Annotated in this window: 20 protein-coding genes; 3 read left to right on the top strand and 17 right to left on the bottom strand. The window is 72.5% G+C overall.

The window, feature by feature from the left end; all coding sequences use genetic code 11:
• Positions 1-160: 160 nt before the first annotated feature.
• The 8 genes from tmk to bldG all read right to left on the bottom strand — a co-directional run bounded on the left by tmk (position 161) and on the right by bldG (position 13,207).
• Positions 161-3,466 (bottom strand): dTMP kinase, encoded by a 3,306-nt coding sequence (tmk, locus tag AB0P07_RS22435; RefSeq protein WP_365553106.1) that lies wholly within the window; start codon positions 3,464-3,466, stop codon positions 161-163.
• 151 nt (positions 3,467-3,617) lie between these two features.
• Positions 3,618-6,527 (bottom strand): type I DNA topoisomerase, encoded by a 2,910-nt coding sequence (gene topA, locus AB0P07_RS22440; protein WP_365553108.1) that lies wholly within the window; start codon positions 6,525-6,527, stop codon positions 3,618-3,620.
• 268 nt (positions 6,528-6,795) lie between these two features.
• Positions 6,796-6,993, bottom strand: coding sequence for a hypothetical protein (locus tag AB0P07_RS22445; protein ID WP_365553110.1), 198 nt, complete (start codon positions 6,991-6,993; stop codon positions 6,796-6,798).
• A gap of 226 nt (positions 6,994-7,219) precedes the next feature.
• Positions 7,220-8,737 carry a methyltransferase gene (locus AB0P07_RS22450; RefSeq protein ID WP_365553112.1) on the bottom strand — a complete coding sequence of 506 codons (1,518 nt, stop codon included), beginning with the start codon at positions 8,735-8,737 and terminating at the stop codon, positions 7,220-7,222.
• Positions 8,738-8,798: 61 nt separating this feature from the next.
• Complete coding sequence (locus tag AB0P07_RS22455; RefSeq protein WP_365553114.1) at positions 8,799-9,389, bottom strand: small secreted protein; 591 nt, start codon at positions 9,387-9,389, stop codon at positions 8,799-8,801.
• A gap of 227 nt (positions 9,390-9,616) precedes the next feature.
• Entirely contained in the window at positions 9,617-12,022 is a 2,406-nt protein-coding gene (locus AB0P07_RS22460; protein WP_365553116.1) for a sodium-translocating pyrophosphatase, read from the bottom strand.
• 302 nt (positions 12,023-12,324) lie between these two features.
• Complete coding sequence (locus tag AB0P07_RS22465) at positions 12,325-12,756, bottom strand: ATP-binding protein (RefSeq protein ID WP_164419823.1); 432 nt, start codon at positions 12,754-12,756, stop codon at positions 12,325-12,327.
• Between the two features lie 109 nt (positions 12,757-12,865).
• Positions 12,866-13,207, bottom strand: coding sequence for an anti-sigma factor antagonist BldG (gene bldG / locus AB0P07_RS22470; RefSeq protein WP_003975386.1), 342 nt, complete (start codon positions 13,205-13,207; stop codon positions 12,866-12,868).
• An 82-nt stretch (positions 13,208-13,289) separates the two neighbouring features.
• Between bldG and AB0P07_RS22475 the strand changes: the two genes are divergently transcribed.
• On the top strand, positions 13,290-15,746 hold the full coding sequence (locus AB0P07_RS22475) for a DEAD/DEAH box helicase (protein ID WP_365553118.1): 2,457 nt from the start codon (positions 13,290-13,292) through the stop codon (positions 15,744-15,746).
• Here the strand turns inward: AB0P07_RS22475 and AB0P07_RS22480 are convergent.
• The 7 genes from AB0P07_RS22480 to ssd form a co-directional block, all read right to left on the bottom strand.
• A complete protein-coding gene (locus AB0P07_RS22480; RefSeq protein ID WP_365553365.1) occupies positions 15,709-16,170 on the bottom strand; it encodes an Rv3654c family TadE-like protein in 462 nt (153 codons plus the stop codon). The two genes, AB0P07_RS22475 and AB0P07_RS22480, sit on opposite strands and share 38 nt — an antisense overlap.
• A gap of 11 nt (positions 16,171-16,181) precedes the next feature.
• The gene (locus tag AB0P07_RS22485; RefSeq protein ID WP_365553120.1) at positions 16,182-16,640 is read right to left on the bottom strand and encodes a TadE family type IV pilus minor pilin; all 459 of its coding nucleotides are present in this window, start codon (positions 16,638-16,640) and stop codon (positions 16,182-16,184) included.
• Positions 16,627-16,866, bottom strand: a complete 240-nt coding sequence (locus AB0P07_RS22490; protein ID WP_365553122.1) for a DUF4244 domain-containing protein — start codon at positions 16,864-16,866, stop codon at positions 16,627-16,629. Before AB0P07_RS22490 ends, AB0P07_RS22485 begins: the two co-directional genes overlap by 14 nt.
• 105 nt (positions 16,867-16,971) lie before the next feature.
• Entirely contained in the window at positions 16,972-17,769 is a 798-nt protein-coding gene (locus AB0P07_RS22495; protein ID WP_365553124.1) for a type II secretion system F family protein, read from the bottom strand.
• The gene (locus tag AB0P07_RS22500) at positions 17,766-18,731 is read right to left on the bottom strand and encodes a type II secretion system F family protein (RefSeq protein WP_365553367.1); all 966 of its coding nucleotides are present in this window, start codon (positions 18,729-18,731) and stop codon (positions 17,766-17,768) included. Before AB0P07_RS22500 ends, AB0P07_RS22495 begins: the two co-directional genes overlap by 4 nt.
• A 20-nt stretch (positions 18,732-18,751) precedes the next feature.
• Entirely contained in the window at positions 18,752-19,921 is a 1,170-nt protein-coding gene (locus AB0P07_RS22505; RefSeq protein WP_365553369.1) for a TadA family conjugal transfer-associated ATPase, read from the bottom strand.
• A gap of 473 nt (positions 19,922-20,394) precedes the next feature.
• Complete coding sequence (gene ssd, locus AB0P07_RS22510; RefSeq protein ID WP_365553126.1) at positions 20,395-21,588, bottom strand: septum site-determining protein Ssd; 1,194 nt, start codon at positions 21,586-21,588, stop codon at positions 20,395-20,397.
• A gap of 710 nt (positions 21,589-22,298) precedes the next feature.
• Here ssd and AB0P07_RS22515 point away from each other — a divergent pair.
• Entirely contained in the window at positions 22,299-23,156 is an 858-nt protein-coding gene (locus AB0P07_RS22515) for an HAD-IB family hydrolase (protein ID WP_365553128.1), read from the top strand.
• Positions 23,157-23,544: 388 nt separating this feature from the next.
• Here AB0P07_RS22515 and AB0P07_RS22520 read toward each other — a convergent pair whose 3' ends face one another.
• Complete coding sequence (locus tag AB0P07_RS22520) at positions 23,545-24,369, bottom strand: oxidoreductase (RefSeq protein WP_365553129.1); 825 nt, start codon at positions 24,367-24,369, stop codon at positions 23,545-23,547.
• Positions 24,370-24,480: 111 nt separating this feature from the next.
• Here AB0P07_RS22520 and AB0P07_RS22525 point away from each other — a divergent pair, with 111 nt between their 5' ends.
• The gene (locus tag AB0P07_RS22525; RefSeq protein ID WP_365553131.1) at positions 24,481-25,461 is read left to right on the top strand and encodes an ATP-binding protein; all 981 of its coding nucleotides are present in this window, start codon (positions 24,481-24,483) and stop codon (positions 25,459-25,461) included.
• A gap of 34 nt (positions 25,462-25,495) precedes the next feature.
• Here the strand turns inward: AB0P07_RS22525 and AB0P07_RS22530 are convergent, their stop codons facing one another.
• Positions 25,496-26,791: a hypothetical protein gene (locus AB0P07_RS22530; protein WP_365553133.1), complete on the bottom strand. Its 1,296-nt coding sequence runs from the start codon at positions 26,789-26,791 to the stop codon at positions 25,496-25,498.
• Positions 26,792-26,862: the final 71 nt, after the last annotated feature.

The following is a 26,862-nucleotide window of genomic DNA, read 5'->3' on the forward strand; positions in this document are numbered from 1 at the left end:
CCTCGCTGATCCGCGGCGCGCCCTCCATTGTGCGGGGCGGCACCGACAACCGTGCGGTGCGGCACCGGCAACGCGGCGGGACGCCCGGGGCGTGGGCCCCGGGCGTCCCGGCACTCAGGTGCTCAGCTGCTCGACGCCGTCGTCAGCGTCGTCGCCGTCGTCAACGCCGTCCTCGGCCCCTGCCTCGGCCGCCGTTCTTGCCGCCGCGGCCGTCGTCGTCCCGGCCCGCCTCGTCCCCGTCGTGCGGTCCGAGCAGTTCGTCCGCCAGCGTCGGCAGGTCGTCCAGCGGGGTCTCCTCGGCCCAGTCGGAGCGGCGCCTGCGGGGCGGTGCCTGGTCGGGGTCGATCCGGGGCAGCTCGCGCGTGCGGTCCTGGGCCTCCTCGGCGGGGCCCTCCTCCCGGAAGTAGCCCGGCGGGACCCGGTCGGCGGGGTCGTCCCCGCGCACGGGCGGCAGTACGGCCGTCTCGTCGGCGGCACCCGGCGGCGTCACGGGCGGCAGGACCGCCGTCTCCTCGGCGTCCCGCGGCTCGACCGCCGGCAGCACCGCCGTCTCGTCCGCCGCACCGGACGGCACCTGCGGCTTGGGCAGCTCGGTCGTCACCTCGGACTCGGACTCGCCGGACGCCCGGCCGCCGTCGGACCCGCGGGCGCCGTCACCCGCGTCGTCGGCCCGGTCGTCGTCCGGCGTGTCCCGCACCGGCCGCAGTACGGCCGTGTCCTCCACCGGTCCGCCGGAGGCGTTGGTCGGGGTCACGAGCGGGGTCGGCACGGTCGTCGCGTCGGAGGGCGCCGGCTTCGGGCGGGGTGCGTCCGCCGCCGCGGGGGCCGCCGACTTGGGTCCGGCCGCCGCCGCTGCCGCCGCCTGCTCCGCCGCCCGGCGTGCCTCCTCGGCGCGCAGCAGCGCCTCCTCGGCCTTGCGCTGCTTCTCCAGGCGCCGGGCCTCGGCCTCGGCGCGCAGCCGCTCCTCCTCCTCGGCCTGCTTGCGGCGCCGCTCCTCCTCGGCCCGCAGCCTGGCCTCCTCCTCGGCGCGGGCCTTCTCCTCCGCGAGGAGCCGGGCCCGCTCCTCCTCGGCCTTGCGGTGTGCTTCCTCGGCCCGCTGCCTGGCCGCCTCGGCCTGCCGCTCGGCCTCGCGCCGCTGCGCCTCCTCCAGCTCGCGCCGCTTGCGCTCCTCCTCCTCGGCGCGCACCCGCGCCTCCTCCTCGATGCGCTCGCGCTCCAGGCGCTCCTCCTCGGCCTTGCGCGCGGCCTCTTCCTCGGCCCTGCGGCGGGCCTCCTCCTCGGCCTTGCGGCGCGCCTCCTCCTGGGCCTTGATCTCGGCCTCGGACAGCGGCAGCACCTGGTCGAGCCGGTGGCGTACGACGCTGGTGACGGCCTCGGGCTCCTGCCCGGCGTCCACGACGAGGTAGCGCCCCGGGTCGGCGGCGGCGAGGGTGAGGAAACCGGAGCGCACGCGCGCGTGGAACTCGGCGGGCTCCGACTCCAGGCGGTCCGGCGCCTCGGTGAACCGCTCGCGGGCCGCCTCGGGCGCCACGTCCAGCAGGACGGTCAGGTGCGGTACGAGCCCGTTGGTGGCCCAGCGGTTGATGCGGGCGATCTCGGTCGGCGACAGGTCGCGGCCGGCGCCCTGGTAGGCGACCGAGGAGTCGATGTAGCGGTCGGAGACGACCACGGCGCCGCGCTCCAGGGCGGGGCGGACCACGGTGTCGACGTGCTCCGCGCGGTCGGCGGCGTACAGCAGCGCCTCCGCGCGGTGCGACAGCCCGGCGCTGGAGACGTCCAGCAGGATGGAGCGCAGGCGCTTGCCCACCGGCGTCGCGCCCGGCTCGCGGGTGAGCACGACCTCGTGGCCCTTGCCGCGGATCCACTCGGCGAGAGCCTCGGCCTGGGTGGACTTGCCCGCCCCGTCGCCGCCCTCCAGGGCGATGAAGAAACCGTTCGTCGCGGGCGTCGGCACCGGGTCGTCGCCGCCGAGCAGCGCGTCCCGCAGGTCGTGCCGCAGCGGCACGCCGGAGCGATCGTCGACCTTGGCCAGCACCAGCGCGGCCAGCGGCAGCAGCAGGGCGCCGAGCAGCATCAGGACGAACGCCGCGCCGCCGTGGGCGAAGACGAACTTGCCGCTCTCCAGCCGGTGCGGTCCGATCGCCGCGGCCAGCACGGGTCCGACGACCGCGCCCAGCGCCACGCAGACCCGGACGACCGCGTGCAGGTGCTCGGTGATCCGGGCCCGGCGGTGGTCCTCGGTTTCCTGGTCGAGCAGCGCGTGCCCGGTGTTCGCGGCGACGCCCGCGCCCATGCCGGTCAGCGCGAGGAGCAGCAGCACGGTGGTGTCGTCCGGGACGAGTCCGGCGGCCAGCAGGGTGACGCCGGCGAAGGCGATCGCCAGGGCGAGCAGCCGCCGGCGCGACAGGGAGGGCAGCAGGGCGGGGGAGGTGCGGATGCCGACGACGACGCCGCCGGTCAGCGCGCCCACCGCCAGGCCGTAGAGCACGGGGCCGCCGCCCAGGTCCTTGGCGTGCAGCACGGCCACGGCGACCGTGGCGGCCACCGCCGCGGCGACCGCGGCGCAGGCGAACACCAGCAGCGGGAGCGCGCCGGTGCGGCCCTTGTCGACGCCGTCGCTGTTGCCGCCGCCCTTGGGCCGGCGCATGCCCTCCAGCGGCGACCGCGCGCGCGGGGTGCGCACCGCGGGCAGCTCCAGGAAGGTCACGACGGACAGGGACGCGGCGAAGAGTCCGGCCGCCACGTACGAGCCGAGCGCCGCCTGGTGCTCGGCGAACCAGTCGACGCCGGCGCCCAGCAGGTTGTTCAGGAGCCCGGCGACGACCAGGACGGCGGCCGCGAGGGGGATCGCGACGAAGCCCGTGCGCAGCGACAGGCGGCGCAGCGCGTCCATGTGGTCCGGCAGCGGCCGTACCGTCGCGCCCTCCAGGGGCGGGGCGGGCAGCAGCGCGGGGGCCGCGCTCTCCCGGCACACGGTCCAGAAGCGCTCGGTGACGCCGGTGACGAAGACGGTCACCAGGAGGACGGCGAGCGCGTTGTCGGGCGTCCAGTCGATCCACAGCGGGGCGACGATCAGCAGGGCGGCCCGCAGCCCGTCGGCGCCGACCATGGTCCAGCGCCGGTCGAGCGGGCCGTCCTGCGAGGTGAGTGAGGTCAGGGGCCCGAGCAGGACGGCGCCGAAGAGCAGCGTCGCCAGGATGCGGACACCGAAAACGGTCGCCACTGCGAACGCCACGCCCCGGTAGCCCCCGCCGAAGGAGCCCGCACCGATCGCGGCCTGGACCACGAGGAGGACCAGCACCAGGAGGGCGAGAATGTCGCCGACACCCCCCACGAGCTGTGCGCTCCACAAACGCCTCAGCTGCGGACGGCGCAGCAGGGCACGGACGGCGCGCTCGCGGGAGTCCGCGACCAGGGCGTCGTCCGGGGCGGGGTGAGGGGCCGTTGGCTGCTCGGCTCGCGTCATGCGTTCAGCCTATCGGTCGGCGCCGACAGTCCGGTGTGCCCGGCCGAACGTACGCACGCCCCGACACCGAATTGATGCCGGGGCGTTCGTTTCGCGAAGAGAGTGTGACGAAGAGCCTGCGAGAAGGCGGGGGCCCGAGCCGGGCTCAGGCTCAGTCCTCCGACGCCTTCGACGCGGTCGCCTTCTTGGCGGACGTCTTGGCGGTCGTCTTCTTCGCCGTGCTCTTGGCAGCGGTCTTCTTGGCCGCCGTGGTCTTCGCGGCGGCCGTCTTCTTGGTCGCCGCCGCCTTCTTGGCCGGGGCCTTCTTGGCGGCCGTCTTCTTCGTGGCCTTCTTCGCCGTCTTCTTGGCGGGGCCCTTGGCGCGCTTCTCGGCCAGCAGCTCGAAGCCGCGCTCGGGCGTGATCTCCTCGACGCTGTCGCCGGAGCGCAGGGTCGCGTTGGTCTCGCCGTCGGTGACGTACGGGCCGAAGCGGCCGTCCTTGACCACGACCGGCTTCTCACTGACCGGGTCGGTGCCCAGCTCCTTCAGCGGCGGCTTGGCCGCGGCCCGGCCACGCTGCTTGGGCTGGGCGTAGATCGCCAGCGCCTCCTCCAGCGTGATGTCGAAGAGCTGCTCCTCGGTCTGGAGGGACCGCGAGTCCGTGCCCTTCTTCAGGTACGGGCCGTAGCGGCCGTTCTGCGCGGTGATCTCGACGCCTTCGGCGTCGGTGCCGACGACGCGCGGCAGCGACATCAGCCGGAGGGCATCGTCGAGGGTCACCGTGTCGAGGGACATCGACTTGAACAGCGAGGCGGTGCGCGGCTTCACGGCGTTCTTGCCGGTCTTCGGGGTGCCCTCGGGGAGCACCTCGGTGACGTACGGGCCGTAGCGGCCGTCCTTGGCGACGACGGTGTGGCCGGTGGCCGGGTCGGTGCCCAGCTCGAAGTCGCCGCTCGGCTTGGCGAGCAGCTCCTCCGCCAGCTCCACGGACAGCTCGTCCGGGGCCAGGTCCTCGGGGACGTCGGCGCGCTGGTGGTTCTCGGCGTCCTTCTCGCCGCGCTCGACGTACGGGCCGTAGCGGCCGACGCGCAGCTTGATGTCGTTGCCGACGGGGAACGAGGACACCTCGCGGGCGTCGATCGCGCCGAGGTCGGTCACCAGCTCCTTGAGGCCGCCGAGGTGGTCGCCGTCGCCGTTGCCCGCGTCGGCCGCGCCGCCGCCTCCCGCGCCGTCGCCCTCGCCGAAGTAGAAGCGGCGCAGCCACGGCACCGCCTGGGCCTCGCCGCGGGCGATGGCGTCGAGGTCGTCCTCCATCTTGGCGGTGAAGTCGTAGTCGACGAGCCGCCCGAAGTGCTTCTCCAAGAGGTTCACCACGGCGAAGGAGAGGAACGACGGGACGAGTGCCGTGCCCTTCTTGAAGACGTAGCCGCGGTCCAGGATGGTGCCGATGATCGACGCGTACGTCGACGGGCGGCCGATCTCGCGCTCTTCCAGCTCCTTGACCAGCGACGCCTCGGTGTAGCGGGCCGGGGGCTTGGTGGCGTGGCCGTCGACCGTGATCTCCTCGGCCGTCAGCGCGTCGCCCTCGGTGACCTGCGGCAGGCGCCGCTCGCGGTCGTCCAGCTCGGCGTTCGGGTCGTCGGCGCCCTCGACGTAGGCCTTGAGGAAGCCGTGGAAGGTGATGGTCTTGCCGGAGGCGCTGAACTCGACGTCCCGGCCGTCCAAGGCGGCGCCGCCGATCTTCACGGTGACGCTGTTGCCGGTCGCGTCCTTCATCTGGGAGGCGACGGTCCGCTTCCAGATCAGCTCGTACAGCTTGAACTGGTCGCCGGTCAGTCCGGTCTCGGCGGGCGTGCGGAAGCGGTCGCCGGAGGGGCGGATCGCCTCGTGCGCCTCCTGCGCGTTCTTGACCTTGCCGGCGTACGTGCGCGGCTGGGGCGGCAGGTAGTCGGCGCCGTACAGCTGCGTCACCTGGGCGCGGGCGGCCGAGACGGCCGTGTCGCTCAGGGTCGTGGAGTCCGTACGCATGTAGGTGATGTAGCCGTTCTCGTACAGCTTCTGGGCCACCTGCATGGTCGACTTCGCACCGAAGCCGAGCTTGCGCGAGGCCTCCTGCTGCAGCGTCGTCGTACGGAACGGGGCGTACGGCGAGCGGCGGTACGGCTTGGACTCGACCGAGCGGACGGCGAAGCGCGTGTTCTCCAGCGCGGCGGCGAGCGCGCGGGCGTTCGCCTCGTCGAGGTGGAGGGTGTTCGCGCTCTTGAGCTGCCCCAGGGAGTCGAAGTCGCGGCCCTGTGCGACACGCCGTCCGTCCACCGTCTGGAGGCGGGCGACCAGCGACGACGGGTCGGAGGCGCCCCCTCGTCGCCCACCACCACCCTCAAACGAAGTCGCTTCGCTCCCCTTGAAATCCGCGCGGCCGGTGGCGAAGGTGCCGGTGAGGTCCCAGTACTCGGCGGAGCGGAACGCCATGCGCTCGCGTTCCCGCTCGACGACGAGGCGGGTGGCGACGGACTGGACGCGGCCGGCCGACAGGCGCGGCATGACCTTCTTCCACAGGACCGGCGAGACCTCGTAGCCGTAGAGGCGGTCGAGGATGCGGCGGGTCTCCTGGGCGTCGACGAGCTTCTGGTTCAGCTCGCGCGGGTTGGCGACGGCGGCGCGGATCGCGTCCTTGGTGATCTCGTGGAACACCATGCGCTTGACCGGGATCTTCGGCTTGAGGACTTCCTGCAGGTGCCAGGCGATGGCCTCGCCCTCGCGGTCCTCATCGGTGGCGAGGAAGAGTTCGTCGGACTCCTTCAGGAGGTCCTTGAGCTTCTTGACCTGGGACTTCTTGTCGGCGTTGACCACGTAGATGGGCTGGAAGTCGTGTTCGACGTCCACACCGAGGCGGCGGACCTCGCCGGTGTACTTCTCCGGCACCTCCGCCGCGCCGCTGGGAAGGTCGCGAATGTGCCCGACGCTCGCCTCGACGACGTAGCCAGGGCCGAGATAGCCCTTGATCGTCTTCGCCTTGGCAGGCGACTCGACGATGACGAGTCGGCGGCCGCCCTTCGCGGTCTCGCTGGTCGGGGACAACTTCGCTCTTCTCTCCGGTCGACGCTGGGCCTCCCCAGGGCGTGGTCCCGGGTCGGGTCGTTCTGTGTTTCGATCGTGACGCTGCGGAGTGTGACGGTACCTCCCGCCCCCGTGTCAAACGGGAAAAGCCCACAACGGCCACTCGAACGGTAACCCGACGAACCCTGTTCCTGCCGCCCGGAGTGCTCACCTGCCCCGACGCGGGTATCCGGAGCGCGATCCCCCGGTTACCCGGGCGGCGCTTCGGCGGAGGCCGCCAACCTGCTCTTCATGCCTGCGTCAGGCACCACGCCCCGACGCCCAGCGCGATCACCGCGGTGACGCTCGCGACGGTCGCGGATGCGACGGGGCTCACACCGAGCGCGACGGGCCGGCCGTGCCGCACCTGCGTCGTGGTCCACGCCAGCAGACCGGCCCCGAACAGGGCGAACACCAATCCCGCGAAGATCGCCGGCCCGCTCTCCATGGTCCCCGTCCCCCTTCTTCTCCGGCCCGCGCGAGCCGGTCCGCGTGTCCGGCCTCCCGGAGGCTGTCACCCACGGGAGGCGGGCAGGCGAACCCCAGGTGAACGGGGAGACGACGGGACTGCGGCACGCGTGCGGCACCGGCGACACGGGTGGGGCAGTACGGGCGGTACGGGGCGGCGCGCAGGGAAATGGGTGCGCGCACCCACACCCGGCGACCGGGCCGCCCTACGCCGGTTCGAGGAAGCCCTGCTCCACCAGCAGGCGGATCTGCGCGGGCGTGCGGTCGCGCAGGGCCACCGGGTCCTCGCCGACCAGCTGGGCGATGGCGTCCAGGATGCGGCCGGCACTCATGGTGCCGTCGCAGACGCCCGCGAAACCGGCGCCGACCGTGTCGACCCGGGTGGCCCGGCGCATGCCGCGGTTCTGGCGCAGGACGACGTGCTCCGGGTCCTCGGCGCCGGGCAGCCCGACCTGCTCCTGGACGACCTCGCCGGCGAGCGTGAAGTGGGCCTCCAGCAGTGCCGCGTCGTCGTGGGAGCGCAGGTAGTCGACCCGGTCGAAGTGCGCGCGCACGGTCTCGCCGAGCGGCTGCTCGATCGGGTGCGGCCACTCCTCGGCGACGACCGAGGGCTCGGCGGCCCCGGTCCGGCGCAGCGTGATCCAGCCGAAGCCGACGGCCTTGACCTTGCGCGCCTCGAACTCGTCCAGCCACGCGTCGTACCGCGCCTGGTACGTTGCCGGGTCGCCGCGGTGGTCGCCCGCGTCCCGCAGCCACAGCTCGGCGTACTGCGTGACGTCCTGCACCTCGCGCTGCACGATCCAGGCGTCGCAGCCGCGCGGCACCCAGGAGCGCAGCCGGTCCGTCCAGTCCTCCCCCTCCACGTGCTGCCAGTTGGCGAGGAAGTGCGCGAACCCGCCCTCGTTCAGGCGCTCCCCCGTCTGCTGAACGAGCGTGCGGCACAGATCGTCCCCGCTCATCCCGCCGTCGCGGTAGGTGAGCCGAGCGCCCGGTGAGATCACGAACGGCGGGTTGGAGACGATCAGGTCGTACGTCTCGTCGTCGGCGACCGGTTCGTAGAGGGAGCCCTCGCGCAGGTCGGCGGCCGGGGCCCCGGACAGGGCGAGGGTGAGCGCGGTGATGTGCAGCGCGCGCGGGTTGACGTCGGTGGCGGTCACGCGCGTGGCGTGCGCGGCGGCGTGCAGCGCCTGGATGCCGGAGCCGGTGCCGAGGTCGAGGGCGGCGGAGACGGGCGTGCGGACGGTGAGGCCCGCGAGGGTCGTGGAGGCGCCGCCGACGCCGAGGACGACGCCCTCGGCGTGGTTGCCGATTCCGCCCGCGCCGCCGACCGCGCAGCCGAGGTCGGAGACGATGAACCAGTCCTCGCCGCCGGGTCCGCCGTAGGGCCGCACGTCCACGGTGGCCGTGACCTCGTCGTCGCCCGCGCGCTCGAGCCATCCGCTTTCCAGGCAGGCGTCGGCGGGCAGCACGTCCGCCACGCGCGCGTGGGGCACGGGTTGCTGGAGCAGGAACAGCCGGACGAGCAGTTCCAGCGGCGTGTCGCCGCGGGTCGCCCGGAGCGCGGGCACGGTCTCGCTGCGCGACAGGGCCGCGTAGGCGGGGGCGCCGAGCAGCTCCAGCAGTCCGTCGGCGGTGAAGGACGCCCCGAGCAGGGCGTCCCGCAGCCGGGCGGTGACGTCGGGGCGGTCGGCGGCGGGCAGGGGGGACAGGCTGGCGTTACTCACACCCCCATTGTGGCCCGGCGGTCCGTGCTCCGCCCCGCGTCCGCGTGTTGGTGCCGCCCGGTCAGCCCTTGGCGGCCGACGGAGTCGCCGAGGCCGACTTGCAGCTGGGCTGCTTGGCCATCGCCTTGCCGACGTCGCCCTCCTCCAGGGTCTTGAGCGCGTCGTTGCCGCTCTTGCTGAGCTTGTTCAGCTCGGTGGCGATGTCCTTGAGGCCGTCGGCGAACTCGGCCTGGTCCTTGGTGTTGAGCTCCTCCACCTGCTTGCGCAGGGAGGCGTACGACGAGGAGAGGCCGTTCAGCTCGGTGACCGCGTCCTTCTGCTTCTTCTCGCCGTCGTCGACGTCCGGGGGGCCGGCCTTCTGGACGGTGGCGCCCATCGCCTTGTAGGCGTCGGACATGTCCTGGAACGCCTTCGCGTCGGTCTTCTGGACCTCGGCCGGCGTGCTGCTGTCCGAGGTCTCCTTCTGGATCGCCGCGTTGGCCGCCGCGATCTTCTTGGCCTGCGGCTGCACGCCCTCGCAGACCTCCTTGGCCCAGGAGTCCAGCTTCTCGTTGTCGTCGCTGCCGCCGCATCCCGTCAGCGCCAGTACCAGTACCGCACCGCCGGACAGTGCGACCGCGAGCTTCTTGTTCACCGGATGGGTCCCTTCCATGGCTCTCGGCCCCGGAACATACACGCCGGATGGGGGACATCCACCGGACGAACATCCGTTATGACGGTATTGAAGCCATTTGCACCAAGACGAACAAGGGAGAGAAGGCTCACGACCTGAGGGGCGCGCACACGCGAAACGGGCGGACGACGCGTCAACGCGCGCCGCCCGCCCGTCCTTTGCGTCCCGCCCCCGGCCAGGCCGTAGGGCGGTCCCGGGGCGGATGCCTACGAAACCACCGCCGGATCGGCCGACTTGGGCCTTTCGCCGGAGTCGTCCTCGTCGCCCATGGCGATCCCGCGCCGCTTGGACACGTAGACCGCCGCCGCGATGACGACGAACGCGACGACGGCGATCAGCACCCGTACGCCGACGCTCTTGTCGGCCCCGTACGAGAACTTGATGACCGCGGGCGCGATGAGCAGCGCCACCAGGTTCATGACCTTCAGCAGCGGGTTGATCGCCGGACCCGCGGTGTCCTTGAACGGGTCGCCGACCGTGTCGCCGATCACTGTGGCGGCGTGGGCCTCACTGCCCTTGCCGCCGTGGTGGCCGTCCTCGACGAGTTTCTTGGCGTTGTCCCAGGAACCGCCGGAGTTGGCGAGGAACACCGCCATCAGCGTGCCCGCGCCGATCGCGCCCGCCAGGAACGCGCCGAGCGCGCCCACACCGAGCGTGAAACCGATGAAGATGGGCGCCATCACGGCGAGCAGTCCGGGCGTGGCGAGCTCCCGCAGGGCGTCCCTGGTGCAGATGTCGACGACCTTGCCGTACTCGGGTTTCTCGGTGTGGTCCATGATTCCGGGCCGTTCCCGGAACTGCCGCCGTACCTCGAAGACGACCGCGCCCGCCGACCGCGACACCGCGTTGATCGCCAGCCCCGAGAAGAGGAAGACGACCGCCGCGCCGGCGATGAGCCCGACGAGGTTGTTGGGCTGTGAGATGTCCATCATCAGGTTCATCGGCGCGCCCTCGCCGCTGAGCTTTTCGCCCACGTCCGCCGCGCCGGTGGTGATGGCGTCGCGGTACGACCCGAACAGGGCCGCGGCGGCGAGTACGGCGGTGGCGATGGCGATGCCCTTGGTGATGGCCTTGGTGGTGTTGCCGACGGCGTCCAGGTCGGTGAGGACCTGCGCGCCGGCGCCCTCGACGTCGCCGGACATCTCGGCGATGCCCTGCGCGTTGTCGGAGACCGGACCGAAGGTGTCCATCGCGACGATCACACCGACCGTGGTGAGCAGCCCGGTGCCGGCCAGCGCCACCGCGAACAGCGCCAGCATGATCGACGTACCGCCGAGCAGGAAGGCCCCGTAGACGCCGAGGCCGATCAACAGGGCGGTGTAGACGGCCGATTCGAGGCCGAGGGAGATACCGGCGAGGACGACGGTGGCGGGACCGGTGAGCGAGGTCTTGCCGATGTCCTTGACGGGGCGCCGGGTGGTCTCGGTGAAGTAGCCGGTGAGCTGCTGGATCAGGGCGGCAAGCACGATGCCGATCGCCACCGCGACCAGCGCGAGGATCCGCGGGTCGCCGGCCTTGCCCGCGATCGCCGCGTCGGTGACGCCGTCCAGGTCGGCGTACGAGCCGGGCAGGTAGACGAAGACGGCGACCGCCACCAGCACCAGCGAGATCACGGCGGAGATGAAGAAGCCCCGGTTGATCGCGCTCATGCCGCTGCGGTCGGAGCGCCGGGGCGCCACCGCGAAGATGCCGATCATCGCCGTGATCACGCCGATCGCCGGGACCAGCAGCGGGAACGCCAGCCCCGAGTCGCCGAACGCGACCTTGCCCAGGATCAGCGCGGCCACCAGGGTGACCGCGTACGACTCGAAGAGGTCGGCGGCCATGCCCGCGCAGTCGCCGACGTTGTCGCCCACGTTGTCGGCGATGGTCGCGGCATTGCGCGGATCGTCCTCCGGAATGCCCTGCTCGACCTTGCCGACCAGGTCGGCGCCGACGTCGGCGGCCTTGGTGAAGATGCCGCCGCCGACCCGCATGAACATCGCGATCAGCGCCGCACCGAGGCCGAAGCCCTCCAGCACCTTCGGCGCGTCGGCCGCGTACACCAGCACCACGCAGCAGGCGCCCAGCAGGCCGAGCCCCACCGTGAACATGCCGACGACGCCGCCCGTACGAAATGCGATCTTCGTCGCCTTGTGTGCGACGAGAGTGAGATCCTTTTCCGGTTCGCCGGGCGCCGGTGTCGCTTCCCGCGCCGCCGCGGCGACGCGCACATTGCTGCGTACCGCGAGCCACATGCCGATATAGCCGGTGGCCGCCGAGAACGCCGCGCCGATCAGGAAGAAGATCGAACGTCCGGCACGTTGATTCCAGTCGTCCGCGGGCAGCAGCATGAGCAGGAAGAACACGACGACGGCGAATACGCCGAGCGTGCGCAACTGCCGGGCCAGGTAGGCGTTCGCACCTTCCTGAACGGCTGCCGCGATCTTCTTCATGCTGTCGGTTCCCTCGCCCGCCGCGAGCACTTGGCGCACCAGAACGCCCGCGAGCACCAGCGCGGCCAGCGCGACGACCGCGATGACCGCGACCAGGGCGCGGTTTCCGTCGGTCAGCACGGCGGCTGCGAGGTGGGAGGGATCGCCCAACTGATGAGGGGTGGAAAGCTCCGCCATTCGTCCTCCTTGACGCTTGGGCTGAGCTCAAGATGTGGACGGGATTGTAGGTACCGGAACCTGATCAAAACAGTGCACGACAAAAGGAATTGACCTGTCAACCACAAGGGAGCCGGAAGTAGTAATGCCCCTCCGGCATTAATGCCGCGATCCGTTTGCTGATCAATTTTCCATGCGATTGATCGTGAATGAATTCACTTAACGCCCGCACGGCACCAATGTATGTCCGCGCACGGCGAAGGGCCCCACCAGGTGGGGCCCTCCGGGTGACACAGGGGGTGACGCGGAAGTGACGCGGCGGGTCAGATCGGCGGCAGCACCGCCGGCGCGGTGGGCCAGGTCATGCGGATCAGCCCGCCGTCCTCGCCCGCCGAGACCTCCACGTCGTCGACGAGTCCGCTGATGACCGCGAGACCCATCTCGTCCTCCTCGGCCTCCAGCTCGTCGGCGGCGTCCCCGGAGGTCTTGACCCCTGGGACCGCGTGCGGCGCCTCGTCACCGACCTCGATGGAGAACTGCTTCTCCTCCTCGATCAGCGACACCTTGACCGGCGCCGTGATGCCGACGTGCTGATGCAAACCCACAGCCCGGGTGCAGGCCTCGCCGACGGCGAGCCTGACCTCGTCGAGGACGGCCTCGTCCACTCCGGCCCTGCGCGCCACCGCGGCCGCCACCAGACGGGCGGTGCGGACGTGCTCGGGCAGCGCGCTGAAGCGGAGTTCGACGGTGGCCATGCATCCCCCTCTGAACTACGGGCGTGCTTTCGAGGGTCCGGGCCGCCGACAGCCCGGACCCCCCTCGTTCTCCTTGCCGCTCCGGGCCCCGAGGGCCCGGAACCGGTCGTCAGTCGGTGGCCGCCACCGCTTCCTCGACCGAGGTGTGAATCGGGAACACCTTGGTGAGGCCGGTGATACGGAAGATCTTGAGAATGCGCTCCTGGTTGCAGACCAGCCGCAGCGAGCCCTCATGGGCACGCACCCGCTTCAGTCCACCGACCAGGACGCCGAGCCCAGTGGAGTCGAGGAAGTCCACGCCCTCCATGTCGACGACGAGATGGAAACTCCCGTCGTTCACCAGCTCGACCAGCTGCTCACGCAGCTTGGGCGCGGTGTATACGTCAATTTCGCCACCGACCTCGACGACCGTACGATCGCCGACGGTACGGGTCGACAGGGACAGGTCCACGGATCCTCCAGCACCTTGCTATCGAGCGGTCGTCCCTCGGGACACCTCGGCTTGAAGCCCCCAGGACGGTTCGCCAGCCGCGATGGCATTCAATCACTTACCGGCAGGCGTGCACGACGCCTTGGTCCCATTGTCCGTCACGCCAGTGACAGACTCGGTGCCGATGGCCAAGAATCACCGACCCGATCGATCCCCGGCGGAGCCCGGCTCCCGGCCGGAACCGGGCATGCTCCTGGACCGGCTCGCCGCGGGACCGAGCCGGGCTGCGCGCATCACTCATACGGAGCACTTGCCCCCGCGTGCGGGCCGTCATGCCGTCTGGCCGGACCGGATTCGGCCGGAGGTCCTCGCCGCGGTGCACGCCGCGGGGATCGAACATCCCTGGGCCCACCAGGCACGCGTGGCCGAGCACGCCCTCGACGGCGACTCGGTGGTCGTCGCCACGGGCACCGCGTCCGGCAAGTCCCTGGCCTATCTGGTGCCGGTCCTGTCGGCCCTCATGGACGGCTCCGAGGCCCCGAACGGGCGCGGCGCCACCGCTCTCTACCTGGCCCCCACCAAGGCTCTGGCGGCCGATCAGTGCCGGTCCGTGAAGGAACTTTCACAGCCCCTGGGCGCATCCGTCCGAACGGCTGTCTACGACGGCGACACGCCGTTCGAGGAACGCGAGTGGATCCGGCAGTACGGCACGTACGTCCTGACCAACCCGGACATGCTGCACCGCGGCATCCTGCCCTCCCACCCCCGCTGGTCGTCCTTCCTGAAGGCGCTGAAGTACGTCGTCATCGACGAGTGCCACACCTACCGCGGCGTCTTCGGCTCCCACGTCGCCCAGGTCCTGCGCAGACTGCGCAGACTGTGCGCCCGCTACGGCGCGTCGCCCGTCTTCCTGCTCGCCTCCGCCACCGCCGCCGAGCCCGCGGTAGCTGCCCGCCGGCTCACCGGGGTGCCGGTGATCGAGGTCGCCGACGACGCGTCACCGCGCGGGGAACTGGTGTTCGCCCTGTGGGAACCGCCGCTGACCGAACTGGAGGGCGAGAAGGGCGCGCCGGTCCGCCGTACGGCCACCGCCGAAGCCGCCGACCTGCTCACCGACCTCACCGTGCAGGGCATGCGCACGATCACCTTCGTACGTTCCCGGCGGGGTGCGGAGCTGATCTCGGTGATCGCCCAGGAACGCCTGGCCGAGGTCGACCGCTCCCTGGCCGGGCGCGTCGCGGCGTATCGCGGCGGTTACCTCCCCGAGGAACGCCGGGCCCTGGAACGCGCCCTGCACTCCGGCGACCTCCTCGGCCTCGCGGCGACGAACGCCCTGGAACTCGGCCTCGACATCTCCGGCCTGGACGCCGTGGTGATCGCCGGGTACCCGGGCACGCGCGCCTCGCTGTGGCAGCAGGCGGGCCGGGCCGGGCGGGCGGGTCAGGGGGCGCTGGCCGTGCTGGTCGCCCGTGACGACCCGCTGGACACCTTCCTCGTCCATCACCCGGAGGCCCTGTTCGACCAGCCGGTGGAGTCCACGGTCCTCGACCCCGACAATCCGTACGTCCTCGCCCCGCACCTGTGCGCGGCGGCGGCCGAACTGCCGCTGACCGAGGAGGACCTGAAGCTCTTCGGCCCCGCCTGCGAGGAACTGCTGCCCCAGCTGGAGGCGGCGAAGCTGCTGCGCCGGCGGACCCGGGCCTGGCACTGGACCCGCCGCGAGCGGGCCGCCGACCTCACGGACATCCGCGGCGAGGGCGGGAGCCCGGTCCAGGTCGTCGAGGCCGGCACGGGACGGCTGCTGGGCACGGTGGACGCCGGTGCCGCTCACACGACCGTGCACGAGGGCGCCGTCCACCTCCATCAGGGGCGCACGTATCTCGTCCGCTCCCTCGACCTGGAGGACTCCGTCGCGCTGGTCGAGCAGGCGACCCCCGCCTACTCGACCGTGGCCCGCGACACGACGGCGATCTCGGTCCTGGAGACCGACGTCGAGGTCCCCTGGGGCGACGGGCGCCTCTGCTACGGCTCCGTCGAGGTCACCAACCAGGTGGTCTCCTTCCTGCGTCGCCGCCTGATCACCGGCGAGGTGCTGGGCGAGACCAAGCTCGACCTTCCTCCCCGGACGCTGCGTACGCGCGCCGTGTGGTGGACGGTCACCGAGGACCAGCTGGACGCGGCCCGGATCAACCCGGAGATCCTCGGCGGGGCCCTGCACGCCGCCGAGCACGCCTCGATCGGCATGCTGCCCCTGTTCGCGACCTGCGACCGCTGGGACATCGGCGGCGTGTCGGTCCCCCTGCACCCGGACACGCTGCTGCCGACGGTCTTCGTGTACGACGGCCACCCCGGGGGCGCGGGGTTCGCCGAGCGCGCCTTCCACACCGCACGCGACTGGCTCACGGCCACCCGGGAGGCCATCGCCTCCTGCGAGTGCGACGCCGGCTGCCCGTCCTGCATCCAGTCCCCCAAGTGCGGCAACGGCAACGATCCGCTGCACAAGCGGGGAGCGGTGCGACTCCTCACGGTGCTGCTGCGGGGAGCGGCGGAAGCGGGGTAGGGGGTGCGAAGGACCTCGGCGGTGCCGGTGGCGCGGGTGGCGCCACCGGTCCCGGCGGTGCGAGTGGGACGATTGGCGTGGGGGGCATGGGCGAGGCCGGGCCCGCCCTGGCCCTGACCTCCGCCGTGAACGGCCCCGTGCCGGACGCCGCAGTCACGTCCGAGACCTGCCCGGTGAGCGCGCACCGCACCAACCGCACCCCTTGGGCCCGCGCGACCCGCTCCGCCCCGTCGCACGCCGCCGCGCCGCCCCCGGCCCAGCGGTCCGCCGCCGCGAGCGCCGCCAGATCGGCGCCACCGGCCGCACGATGACGGGCCACGACGGCCTGTCCCAGCGCGAGCACGACGCCGAACACCAGACACAGAACAGCGACGGCACCAACGCTCCACACGGTCGCCGAACCCCGGTCCGACGCGGCCCGCACGGCGTAGCGCCTCACGACTGCGCCCCCGCCGGCGCCGTCCCCACCGACTGCTCCACCGAAGCCACGGCCTCCTCGCGCACCTCGAAGGGCAGGCCGTGCAGCGCCGGCGGGTCGGCCACCACGACCACCCGGAGCAGGCCCGCCTCCCGGCTGATGGTGACCCGAGCTCCCCGGGGCGCCGCTTCGCGGGCGACCTTCACGACCGCGTCGGCCGGGTCCTGTCGTGCCGCCGCGCGGGCGCCCGTCCGGGCCGCGTCCACGCACTGGATCTGAGCGGCCACCACGAGCAGGCCCCACACCAACGCCATCGCGAACACCACCAGCACCGGAAGCACCACAGCCGTTTCCGCGGTCACGAAGCCGCCGTCCCGTCCACTGCGGGATTCGCCGTCCGGTCCGCTGCGCGGCCGGCGTCCGCGAACGCCCCGGGTCCACGCCTTCCTTCTCGCCGCCCGCTCACTTCCGCGCATCGAGCGCCTGCTTGACGATGCCCTGCAACTCCGCGCTGACCGCGTCGCTCGTCACGACCTTGTAGAGGATCACGGCGAAGCCCACCGCCGCGACGATCCCCATCGCGTACTCCGAGGTGACCATTCCCGCGTCCCGCTGGAGGGCCCGCCCCGCGGCGCGCCGCCGCAGTGCCGCACCCGCTCCGTTCACCAGGGCACGCAGCCGTGCCCGTACAACCTGATACATCACAACCCCCTTGAGGTTCGGTTCCGTTGCTCACTTGCTCGTCCGTCCGCCGCTCGTGCGTCGGACGCTCGCTCCCCGGTCCTGTCGCCGGTGTCTCCCGCTTCGTCAGCCACCACCTCCCCCGCGCGCCAGCACCCCTCCCGCCAGCCCGATGACCACCGGCAGCACGCCCACCGCGATGAACGCGGGCAGGAAGCACAGGCCCACCGGGGCGGTCACCATGACGGCCGCTCGACGGGCCCGGGCCGTCGTGGTGCGGGCCCAGTCGGCACGGGCCTGAGCGGCCAGCCGGGCAGCCGGCCCCGCCGCCGGCAGGCCGGACACCTCGGCCCGTTCCAGCAGCCGTGCCAGGGGCAACGCCCCCGGCACGGCCGCCAACCCTTTCCAGGCACCGTCCGGTTCACCACCGAGGCGCACTTCCGCGGCGCCGCGCCCCAGCGCGTCTCCGACCGGCCCGCCCAGGGCGTCGCCGACCGCCCGTGCGGCCGTGGCCGGGCTCGCGCCCGCCGCGATGCAGGCCGCGAGGAGGTCGGCTGCCAGCGGCAGTTGGCGGGAGGCCACCGCGGTGATCTCCTCCGCCGCCGATGTTCCAGCGGCCGAGCGACGGGCACTCCAACGCCACAGTGCTCCGGCGCCCACCAGGCCCATCAGGACTCCGGCCACACCGCCGATCAGGGCCCAGCCGGCGCCCACCGGGCCGAGCAGCGGCAACCACGGGCGGACGGTGCTCAGCACCTTGGTGTGGCGCGGGGCGGGAGGGGCCGGCTCCGGTGCCAGCAGGCCGGTGACCCTTCTGCGCAGCGCCCGCTCCCGCCGGGTGGCGGCGAGGCCGCGTGTCAGCCCGCCGACGAGCAACGCCGTCCCCACCACGATCCCGAGCCTGTGGACGAGGTCGCCGTTCACGACGCCGCCTCCGCTCCGCGCACGATCCGCGCCACCCACCAGACGCCCAGGCTCTCCAGCAGCCCGCCGGCCAGCAGGCAGCCCAACCCGGCCCCGGTGTGCAGCAGCACGTACAGGGGGTCGGCCCCGAGGGCGACGCCGAGCAGGAGGCCGAAGGCCGGAAGACCGGCGAGCATCACGGCTGTGGCCCGAGCCCCCGCCAGCTGGGCCCGCAAATCGGAGCGCTGGTCCCGCTCGGCGCGCAGCGCGCCCTCCAGCCGGTCCAGCCCGGCCGCGAGCCCCGCGCCCTGGTCGACCGCGACCCGCCAGCAGGCCGCGAGACCCCGCAGGCCCTCGGCACCGGGCTGCCCGGCGGCCGCCGCGAGCGCCCCGGGAACGTCCCCGCCGAAACGGGCCGCCGCCAGCACCGCCGCCTGCGCCTCACCGAGCCCGCCGGAGTCGTGCGCGGCGTGATGGTGCGTGACGGAATCGTGCACGGCGGAGTCCTGTACGGCACACAGCAGCGCCTCGCCCGGTTGCCGCCCCGACCGGACCTCCCCGGCGAGCGTCCCGCACAGCGCGATCGCCGCGTCCTGCCGGCGTTCCCCGGCCCGGCGCTGCCGGCCGGCCAGGCGGATCCGCCGCAGCATCGGCACCCCGGCCGCTCCCGCGACGATCGGCAGCACCGAGTCGCCCAGGAGCGCCAGGACCAGCCCGGCGGCCAGTGACGCCCACTCGGGCCTCAGCCGGCCACGGGCACGCCGCAGCCCGTCGGTCACCCGGCGCGCCGAAGACGGCGGCCCCGCACCGCCCCCACCGCCCCCACCGCCCGCTCCGGCGGTCCCAGCCGTCCGGCCGGTGCGGCTTTCGGCGAGCACCAGTCGCGCTCGCCGTACGCCGGAGTGCCATCCGCCGGCCAGCCACGCGGCCACGCCCAGGCACACCAGTGCCATACCCGTCGACGTCTCGCCCGTGCCCGTCATGAACGTCCCCGTCATGCCCGTCACCTCTGCGTCTCTCGTCCGGCGGCCCGCTCTTCGAGCCCTGCGGCGCGCAGCAGCTCCCGCAGCCGCGGCCAGCCGCGTTCGGCCACGAAGGCCTCCGTTCCCCAGCGCAGCGCCGGTACCGTCCGCACCAGCCCGGACGGGTCCCGTTCCAGTACGTGCACCTCGGCGATCCGGCGCCGGCCCGTGCGGTCACGGACCAGGTGGAGGACCACCGAGAGGGCCGCCGCGAGCTGGCTGTGCAGGGCCGCACGGTCCAGGCCGGCGGCCGTGCCGAGCGCCTCCAGCCGGGCCGGGACGTCGGCGGCCGCGTTGGCGTGCACGGTCCCGCACCCGCTGTGACCCGTGTTCAACGCGGCGAGCAGATGGGCCACTTCGGGGCCGCGGACCTCGCCCACGACGAGACGGTCCGGGCGCATGCGCAGTGCCTGCCGCACCAGGTCCTCGAGGGTGACCAGGCCCGCGCCCTCCTGGTTCGCCGGTCTGGCCTCCAGACGCACGACGTGCGCATGGTCGGGTCGCAGTTCCGCCGAGTCCTCGGCCAGCACGATGCGTTCGTCCGGTCCGACGAGCCCGAGCAGGGCGCTGAGCAGGGTCGTCTTGCCACTGCCGGTGCCGCCGCTGACGAGGAAGGACAGCCGGGCTCGCACCAGGGCGCACAGCACGCGGTCACCGCCGGGCGGCACCGTGCCCGCCGCCGCCAATTCGTCGAGCGTGAAGGCGCGCGGCCGCACCACCCGCAGCGACAGGCAGGTGCAGTCGACGGCGACCGGCGGCAGCACCGCGTGCAGCCGGGTGCCGTCGGGCAGCCTGGCGTCCACCCAGGGCCGGGCGTCGTCGAGCCGGCGCCCGGCAACGGTGGCGAGGCGCTGTGCGAGCCGTCGTACGGCCCCCGCGTCCGGGAAGGCGACCGGCGCCAGCTCCAGGCCACCGCCGCGGTCCACCCAGACCCGGTCCGGTGCGGACACCAGGACGTCCGTCACCGACGGGTCGGCGAGCAGCGGCTCGAGGGGGCCGCTGCCGACCAGTTCCGACCTGAGCTGCTCGGCGGCACCGAGGATCTCGGCGTCCCCGAGCACCCGCCCCTGTTCCCGCAGGGCCTGCGCCACACGCGCGGGTGTGGGGTCCGCTCCGCTCTCGGCGAGCCGGCGCCGCACGCCGTCGAGCATCCCGGCCACGGCCGGCGTTTCCGGCACGGCACCTTGGCGTCTCCGCACAGTCGCCGAGTTCGCCGAAGGGGTTGCAGGGGTTGAAGTCGTCGCCGAGGACCGCACGGGAGCCACGCCCAGCCCCAGCCCCGGCACCGGCCCCGGTGCCCGTCCTGAAGCCGCGCCCGGCAATCCGGCGGACGCCGGTCCCATCGACGGCCGGGCGACGCGGGGCGCAGCCCGCCCCGCAGACGCTCCGCCAGACAGGGCTCCGGACCGCCGAAAGGCCCAGCCCGGCGCCGCCCGCGCGGTCGGCTCCTCGCCCACCGCCGACGCCGTCTGCCCCACCGGCGTCCCGGGACTTGTCCCACCCGCTCCCTTCCCCGAAGTCGGCCCGGCGAGGACCCCCGACGCCCCGCCCGGCTCCCCCACACTCGTCACATCCATCTCGACCCGCCTTCCGTCCCTCGCGGCGACCACCCCGGCCATGTCCGTCATGCGGCGTTTCCTCCTCGCCCCTCGGTTTCCGCCAGCGCCCGCTCCCAGAACTCCCGGCAGAAGCGCGCCAGCGGGCCGCGGGAAGGCATGCCCGGGGGCCGTCTGCTCTCCGTGGCGCGCAGCAGCCCGGACTCGACCGGCACTTCACCCGCCAGGGGGAGGCCGAGCAGCCGGGCCACCTCGTGGTCGTCGAGTCCGGAGGCGTACGGCCCGCGTACCGCGACCCGGAGGTCGCGCAGGACCATGCCGACCGCGGCCGCCACCCGGCCCGCCGCCGCGACGGCCCGCAGTTCGGCGGGGACGACGAGGATCCCGACGTCGAGCTGCGCGAGGATCTCGGCGACGCCGTCGTCGATCCGGCGTGGCAGGTCCACCACGACCGTGCCGCCCCTTCGCCGGGCCGCCGCGAGCACCGCACGTACGGCCTGGGGCGGTACCGCGACACAGTCCCCCCGGTCCCAGCTGAGCACCCGGAGCGAATGCAGCTCGGGCAGCGACTCCTCCAGGGCGCCGCCGCCGACCCGTCCGCGGGAGGCCGCGAACGCCGGCCACCTCAACCCGTCCGCCGTCTCGCCGCCGAGAAGGACGTCGAGGCCGCCGCCCATCGGATCGGCGTCCACCAGCAGACTGCGCAGCCCCTCTCGCGCGGAGGTGACGGCCAGCGCGCAGGCCAGCGTGGACGCTCCGGCACCGCCCCGGCCGCCGATGACGCCGACGGTGAGGGCCGGGCAGCCGACGCCCTCGGCCACGTCGGCGATGCGGTCGACCAGCCACTGCTCGCCGTCGGGCAGCATCAGGACGTGGTCGGCGCCGATCTCGACCGCCCGCTGCCAGACACCCGAGTCGTCCTGGTCGCGGCCCACGAGGACCACGCCGCGTCTCCGGACGGCTCCGCGGACCCGGCGCGCCGCGTCGTCCCCGACGAGGACCAGTGGCGCGGCCTCCCAGCCGGCCGGCCGCGCGGACGCCGAGGGTGGCGGGGTCGTTGAGGACGTCGCCGCAGCGGTGAGCGCCGCGGGCGTCGAAGGAGACGCCCCGGGCAGCGAGTGGTACACCTCCGGCGTGGCGCCCGCGGCGGCGCACAGGCGCAGCAGGTCGTCGAGGAGGTCCGGGTCCTCGGTGACGATCAAGGGCCCGCCCTGTCGCCCTCCGGCGGCGGGCGGCGGGTCGTGCGTGATGGTTCCGGTCATGGTTCCAATCCCCCTTCGGCGCGACCCCCGCGGTCGCGCGGTGTCCGCGGCACCTCTTGATGCCGTGTCTCGTCGTCCCGTGATCTCGTGATCCCGTCGTCTCGTGATCTCGTCGTGTCCCGTCGCCGCGTCGGGCCCCGTCGTCTCTCGCTCAGGCGTGCGGCCCGCGAATCGCAGCCGTGTGAGGAACTCGAAACCGATCCCGCACGAGCGGCCGACATCACGCGTTCGGCAAACAGATCCGCCTGGAGAACTCGGCGCGGCCCGAACGCATGGGAATCACGGTGCAGCGATCCGGGAAATCGTGTGGATCTTGGTCAAAAACTGTGGACAACTCGATGGTTGTGAATATCGACTCACTCGAACCGGTGAGCCGTCCCCGGCCCCACTCCACTCCCCGTACGACTCCGCACGACCTCCGGAGAGCAGCCCGGCAGTCACACTGGGTAGTCGCACGCATCCGCGACGAGAGACGGGCCCCGCGCCGCAACGGCACGGGGCCCGATCATGGGAAGAACGCAGAAACCCACCCGGACATGCGACGACCCCCGCCGGGGGGGAGAGCGGGGGTCGTCTCCACGGCCGACTCGGGGGGGGAGGAGTCGGACCGGGTTAGCACGGTCGCGAACGATCCGTGACTTCCATGGTGTACCCGAGAGCCTTCTCAGGCAAACCCACGCGCCCCAGCTTACGCCGAATGGGCTGCGCCTATGCTCAGGCTTGTGGAAAACCACTCCTTGCCCCACTCCGCGCCCCACTCCATGCCCCGCACGGCGGCCTTCTTCGACCTGGACAAGACGGTCATTGCGAAGTCGAGCACGCTCACGTTCAGCAAGTCGTTCTACCAAGGCGGGCTGATCAACCGCAGGGCCGTGTTGCGCACCGCATATGCCCAGTTCGTGTTCCTCGCCGGCGGAGCCGACCACGACCAGATGGAGCGGATGCGGGAGTACCTCTCCGCGCTGTGCCGCGGCTGGAACGTCCAGTTGGTCAAGGAGCTGGTCGCCGAGACCCTGCACGACCTGATCGACCCGATCATCTACGACGAGGCGGCCTCCCTGATCGAGGAGCACCACACCGCCGGCCGCGACGTCGTGATCGTGTCCACGTCGGGTGCCGAGGTCGTCGAGCCGATCGGCGAGCTGCTCGGCGCGGACCGGGTGGTGGCGACCCGCATGATCGTGGGTGACGACGGCTGCTTCACCGGCGAAGTGGAGTACTACGCGTACGGACCGACCAAGGCGGAGGCCATCCGGGAGCTGGCCGGGTCCGAGGGGTACGACCTGGCTCGCTGCTACGCCTACAGCGACTCGGCGACCGACCTGCCGATGCTGGAGGCCGTCGGGCATCCGCACGCGGTCAACCCGGACCGGGCGCTGCGCCGGGAGGCCCTCGCGCGCGAGTGGCCCATTCTGGACTTCCATCGTCCGGTGCGGCTCAAGCAGCGGCTCGGGGGCTTGTCCGTGCCGCCGCGGCCCGCGCTCGTCGCCGCTGCCGCGATAGGCGCCGCGGCGGCCACCGCAGGCCTCGTCTGGTACGCGAGCCGACGCCGGTCCACGGCGGCCTGACGGCCTGACCCGCCGGGGCGGGCCCGACCCGGCCGCCAGCGGCCCGATCAGCCCTTTCACCGGCATATGAGCGCGAAGGTAAAGAAGTGCGGGGAAGCCTTCCGCTTCCTCGGGCCCAGGAGTAGAAAGGACTCAACGGCCCGCGAGACCAGGGACATCCGAAAGGATCACCCTAAACACGCATTTGGCCCCACGGACCGAGCACGGACACCGGGCACCCACGCGACGTCGACCCGTCGATTACGGGCCAGCCGCACCAGGTGACGGGCGAAGTTCCCGGCCTGATGGGCACATATCCGAGGACGCTTGGTAACCCGATGGTCGTGCCAGCGGCGGTACGAGCACTCGTACCGCCGCATTTCTGTCTGCCAGGCCTGCCCAGGGATCCCTAAGCCGCCCCGCGCTGGAGCGCCTCGCACACCGCCGTCGACTCGCGGGCACCCAGGGCGACCGCTTTGCCGCAGTGGGCGATCCAGGCGCCCATGCCCTCCGGGGTTCCGGACACGTAGCCGTGGAGCGCCGCGAGGTACGCCGCGCGTCCCAGCTCCGCGTACCCGACCTCGGCCGGGCACACCGACTTGGGGTCCAGTCCGCTGCCGACCAGGACGATGCGCTCGGCCGCGCGCGCGACCAGTCCGTTGTGGGAGGTGAAGGGACGCAGCGCCAGCAGTTCCCCGTGCACCACGGCGGCCGTCACCAGCGCCGGCGCGGAACCCCCGGCGGTGACGAGTCCGGCCAGGCCGTCCAGGCGGCCGTGCGCCTCCTCTGCGTCGGGCAGCGGCAGCTCGACGAGCGGTTCGTCCACCGGCTCACCCTTCCGGCGGGGCCGCCCCACCTCGTCGCCCTGGGCCGCGGCCGCCACCAGGTGCAGCCGTGCCAGCACCCGCAGCGGCGACTGGCGCCAGATGGACAGCAGCTGTCCCGCCTCGGCGGTGAGACGGAGCGCGGCGCCGACCGTGCGCGCCTCGGCGTCGCCGCTGAAGTCGCTGCGCCGCCGCACCTCCTCAAGGGCCCAGTCCGCCCCGGACAGCGCCGCCGAGCCCCGGGCGCCGCGCAGGGCCGCCTCGGAGGTGATCTCGTTGCTGCGACGCCGCATGATCCGGTGGCCGTAGACGCGGTCCACGGCCTTGCGTACGGACTCCACTGACTCGGCCACCCCGGGCAGGCCGCCCAGGGCCGCGAGCGGATCGGCGTTCGCGCCTGTCGTACTCATGGGTAAGACCCTACGCAAACCCGCGCCGCGCCCCACGAATGAGTGGTCTTCTTCACCCCGCACCACTCTCGTGTGCCACGTACAGCTATCAAACCACTACCGTTGGTGAACATGAAAATTGCTTTCGTCGGGAAGGGCGGCAGCGGCAAGACGACCCTGTCCTCCCTGTTCGTCCGCCATCTCGCCGCCACCGGCGCACCCGTCGTCGCGATCGACGCCGACATCAATCAGCACCTGGGGGCCGCGCTGGGCCTCGACGACGCGGACGCGGCCGCCCTGCCCGCGCTCGGCGAGCACCTGCCGCTGATCAAGGACCATCTGCGCGGCACCAACCCGCGCATCGCCTCCACCGAGCAGATGATCAAGACGACGCCGCCCGGCGAGGGCTCGCGCCTGCTGCGGGTGCGCGAGGACAACCCGGTCTACGACGCCTGCGCCCGGCCGGTGGAACTCGACGGCGGGGCCGTCCGTCTGATGGTCACCGGTCCCTTCACGGACGCCGACCTGGGGGTCGCCTGCTACCACTCCAAGACGGGAGCGGTGGAGTTGTGCCTGAACCACCTCGTCGACGGCCGTGACGAGTACGTCGTGGTGGACATGACCGCCGGTTCGGACTCGTTCGCATCCGGCATGTTCACCCGCTTCGACATCACGTTCCTCGTCGCCGAGCCGACCCGGAAGGGGGTCTCCGTCTACCGCCAGTACAAGGAGTACGCCCGGGACTACGGCGTCACCCTGAAGGTCGTCGGCAACAAGGTGCAGGGGCCGGACGACCTCGACTTCCTGCGCGACCAGGTCGGGGACGACCTGCTGGTCACCGTCGGGCACTCGGACTGGGTGCGCGCCATGGAGAAGGGCCGCCCGCCCCGGTTCGAGCTCCTGGAGGAGGTCAACGGCCAGGCGCTACACACCCTGCACACGGCCGCCGACGCGACGTACGAGCTGCGAGACTGGGCGCGTTACACGCGGCAGATGGTCCACTTCCACCTGAAGAACGCCCACAGCTGGGGCAACGAGCGCACCGGAGCCGACCTGGCGGCGCAGGTCGACCCCGGTTTCGTGCTCGGCGAGGAGGTCGCCGCCCCCGCGTGACCGTCCCCGCGTCCCTCACGGGACGCGGGCGGCGTTACTGCTTGGCGGCCGGCGCCCCGGGCACTCCCTTCGGCGCCGGTGCGGGCGCGGCGGAGAGGAACGACGCCCAGTCCTTCTTGGGAGCCTCCCCGACGCCGAGGGTGCGCAGCTTCTTCAGCACCTTCGGGTCCTGGGCGTCGAGCCAGTCCGCGAGTTGCCGGAAGGAGACACAGCGCACGTCCTTCTTGTTGCAGACCGTCTCGACGACCTCCTCGACGGCGCGCATGTAGGTGCCGCCGTTCCAGGACTCGAAGTGGTTGCCGATGATCAGGGGCGCACGGTTGCCGTCGTAGGCCCGTTCGAAGCCCTGGAGCAGGCTGTCACGCATCTGGTCGCCCCAGAACTCGCGCTTGTCGGGGTCGCCCTGGGTGGCGCTGCCCGACTGGTTGACCATGTAGTTGTAGTCCATGGTCAGCTGCTCGTAGGAGTGGCCGGGGAACGGCACGAGCTGCATCGACAGATCCCACAGGCCTTCCTTCTTCGACGGCCAGACCTGGTTGTTCACCCCACTGCTGTCGTAGCGGAAACCCATCTGGCTCGCGGCCTTGATGAAGTTCTTCTGGCCCTCCAGGCACGGGGTGCGGGCGCCGATCAGCTCCTTGTCGTAGTCGAAGGGGAGCGGCGCCGCGTTCTTCGTCCCGGTGTTGGTCTTCCAGGTCTTCACGAACTGCTTGGCCTGCTTGATCTCCTCCTTCCACTCCTCGACGGACCACTCTCCGACGCCCCCGTTCGCACCGCAGAAGTGGCCGTTGAAGTGGGTGCCGATCTCGTTGCCCTCCTGCCACGCCAACCGCAGCTGCTTGACGGTGTCGGCGATGCCCTGCTCGTCGTTGAAGCCGATGTCGGAGCGGCCCGGGGAGTGCTGGGGCGGGCTGTACAGGTCCCGCTTCTCGGTCGGCAGCATGTACACGCCGCTCAGGAAGTACGTCATGGTGGCGTTGTTCTCCTTGGCCACTTCGCGGAAGTGGGAGAACAGTTTCTGGCTGTCCTCGCCCGCGCCGTCCCACGAGAACACCACGAACTGCGGGGGCTTCTGGCCGGGCTTGAGGCGCTCGGGACGTGGCAGGTGCGGCTGGGCCCCGGTGTACGCGGTGGAACCGTCTCCGATCAGCCGGACCGCGTTCTTCGGCGCCGGCGCCGCTTTCCCCTTCTCCTTCTCCGGACCTTGCGTGCCTTCCCCGGAACCGGTGCCGTCGTCGATCGCGCAACCGGCGAGTGACGCGGCGCAGACCGCGGCGACCACGGCGCGCGCGGCCATCCTGCGGGAGGCCATTCTGCGGGTGGCGGCCATGTCCGCCCACCTTCTTCCTTCTCTCGGGCCAACGCCGACAAGGCGATGTCGGGTGCTGAGCCGGGCCGTTC

It is taken from the genome of Streptomyces sp. NPDC085944 (assembly GCF_040686295.1).
Classification (GTDB): Bacteria; Actinomycetota; Actinomycetes; order Streptomycetales; family Streptomycetaceae; genus Streptomyces; species Streptomyces salinarius.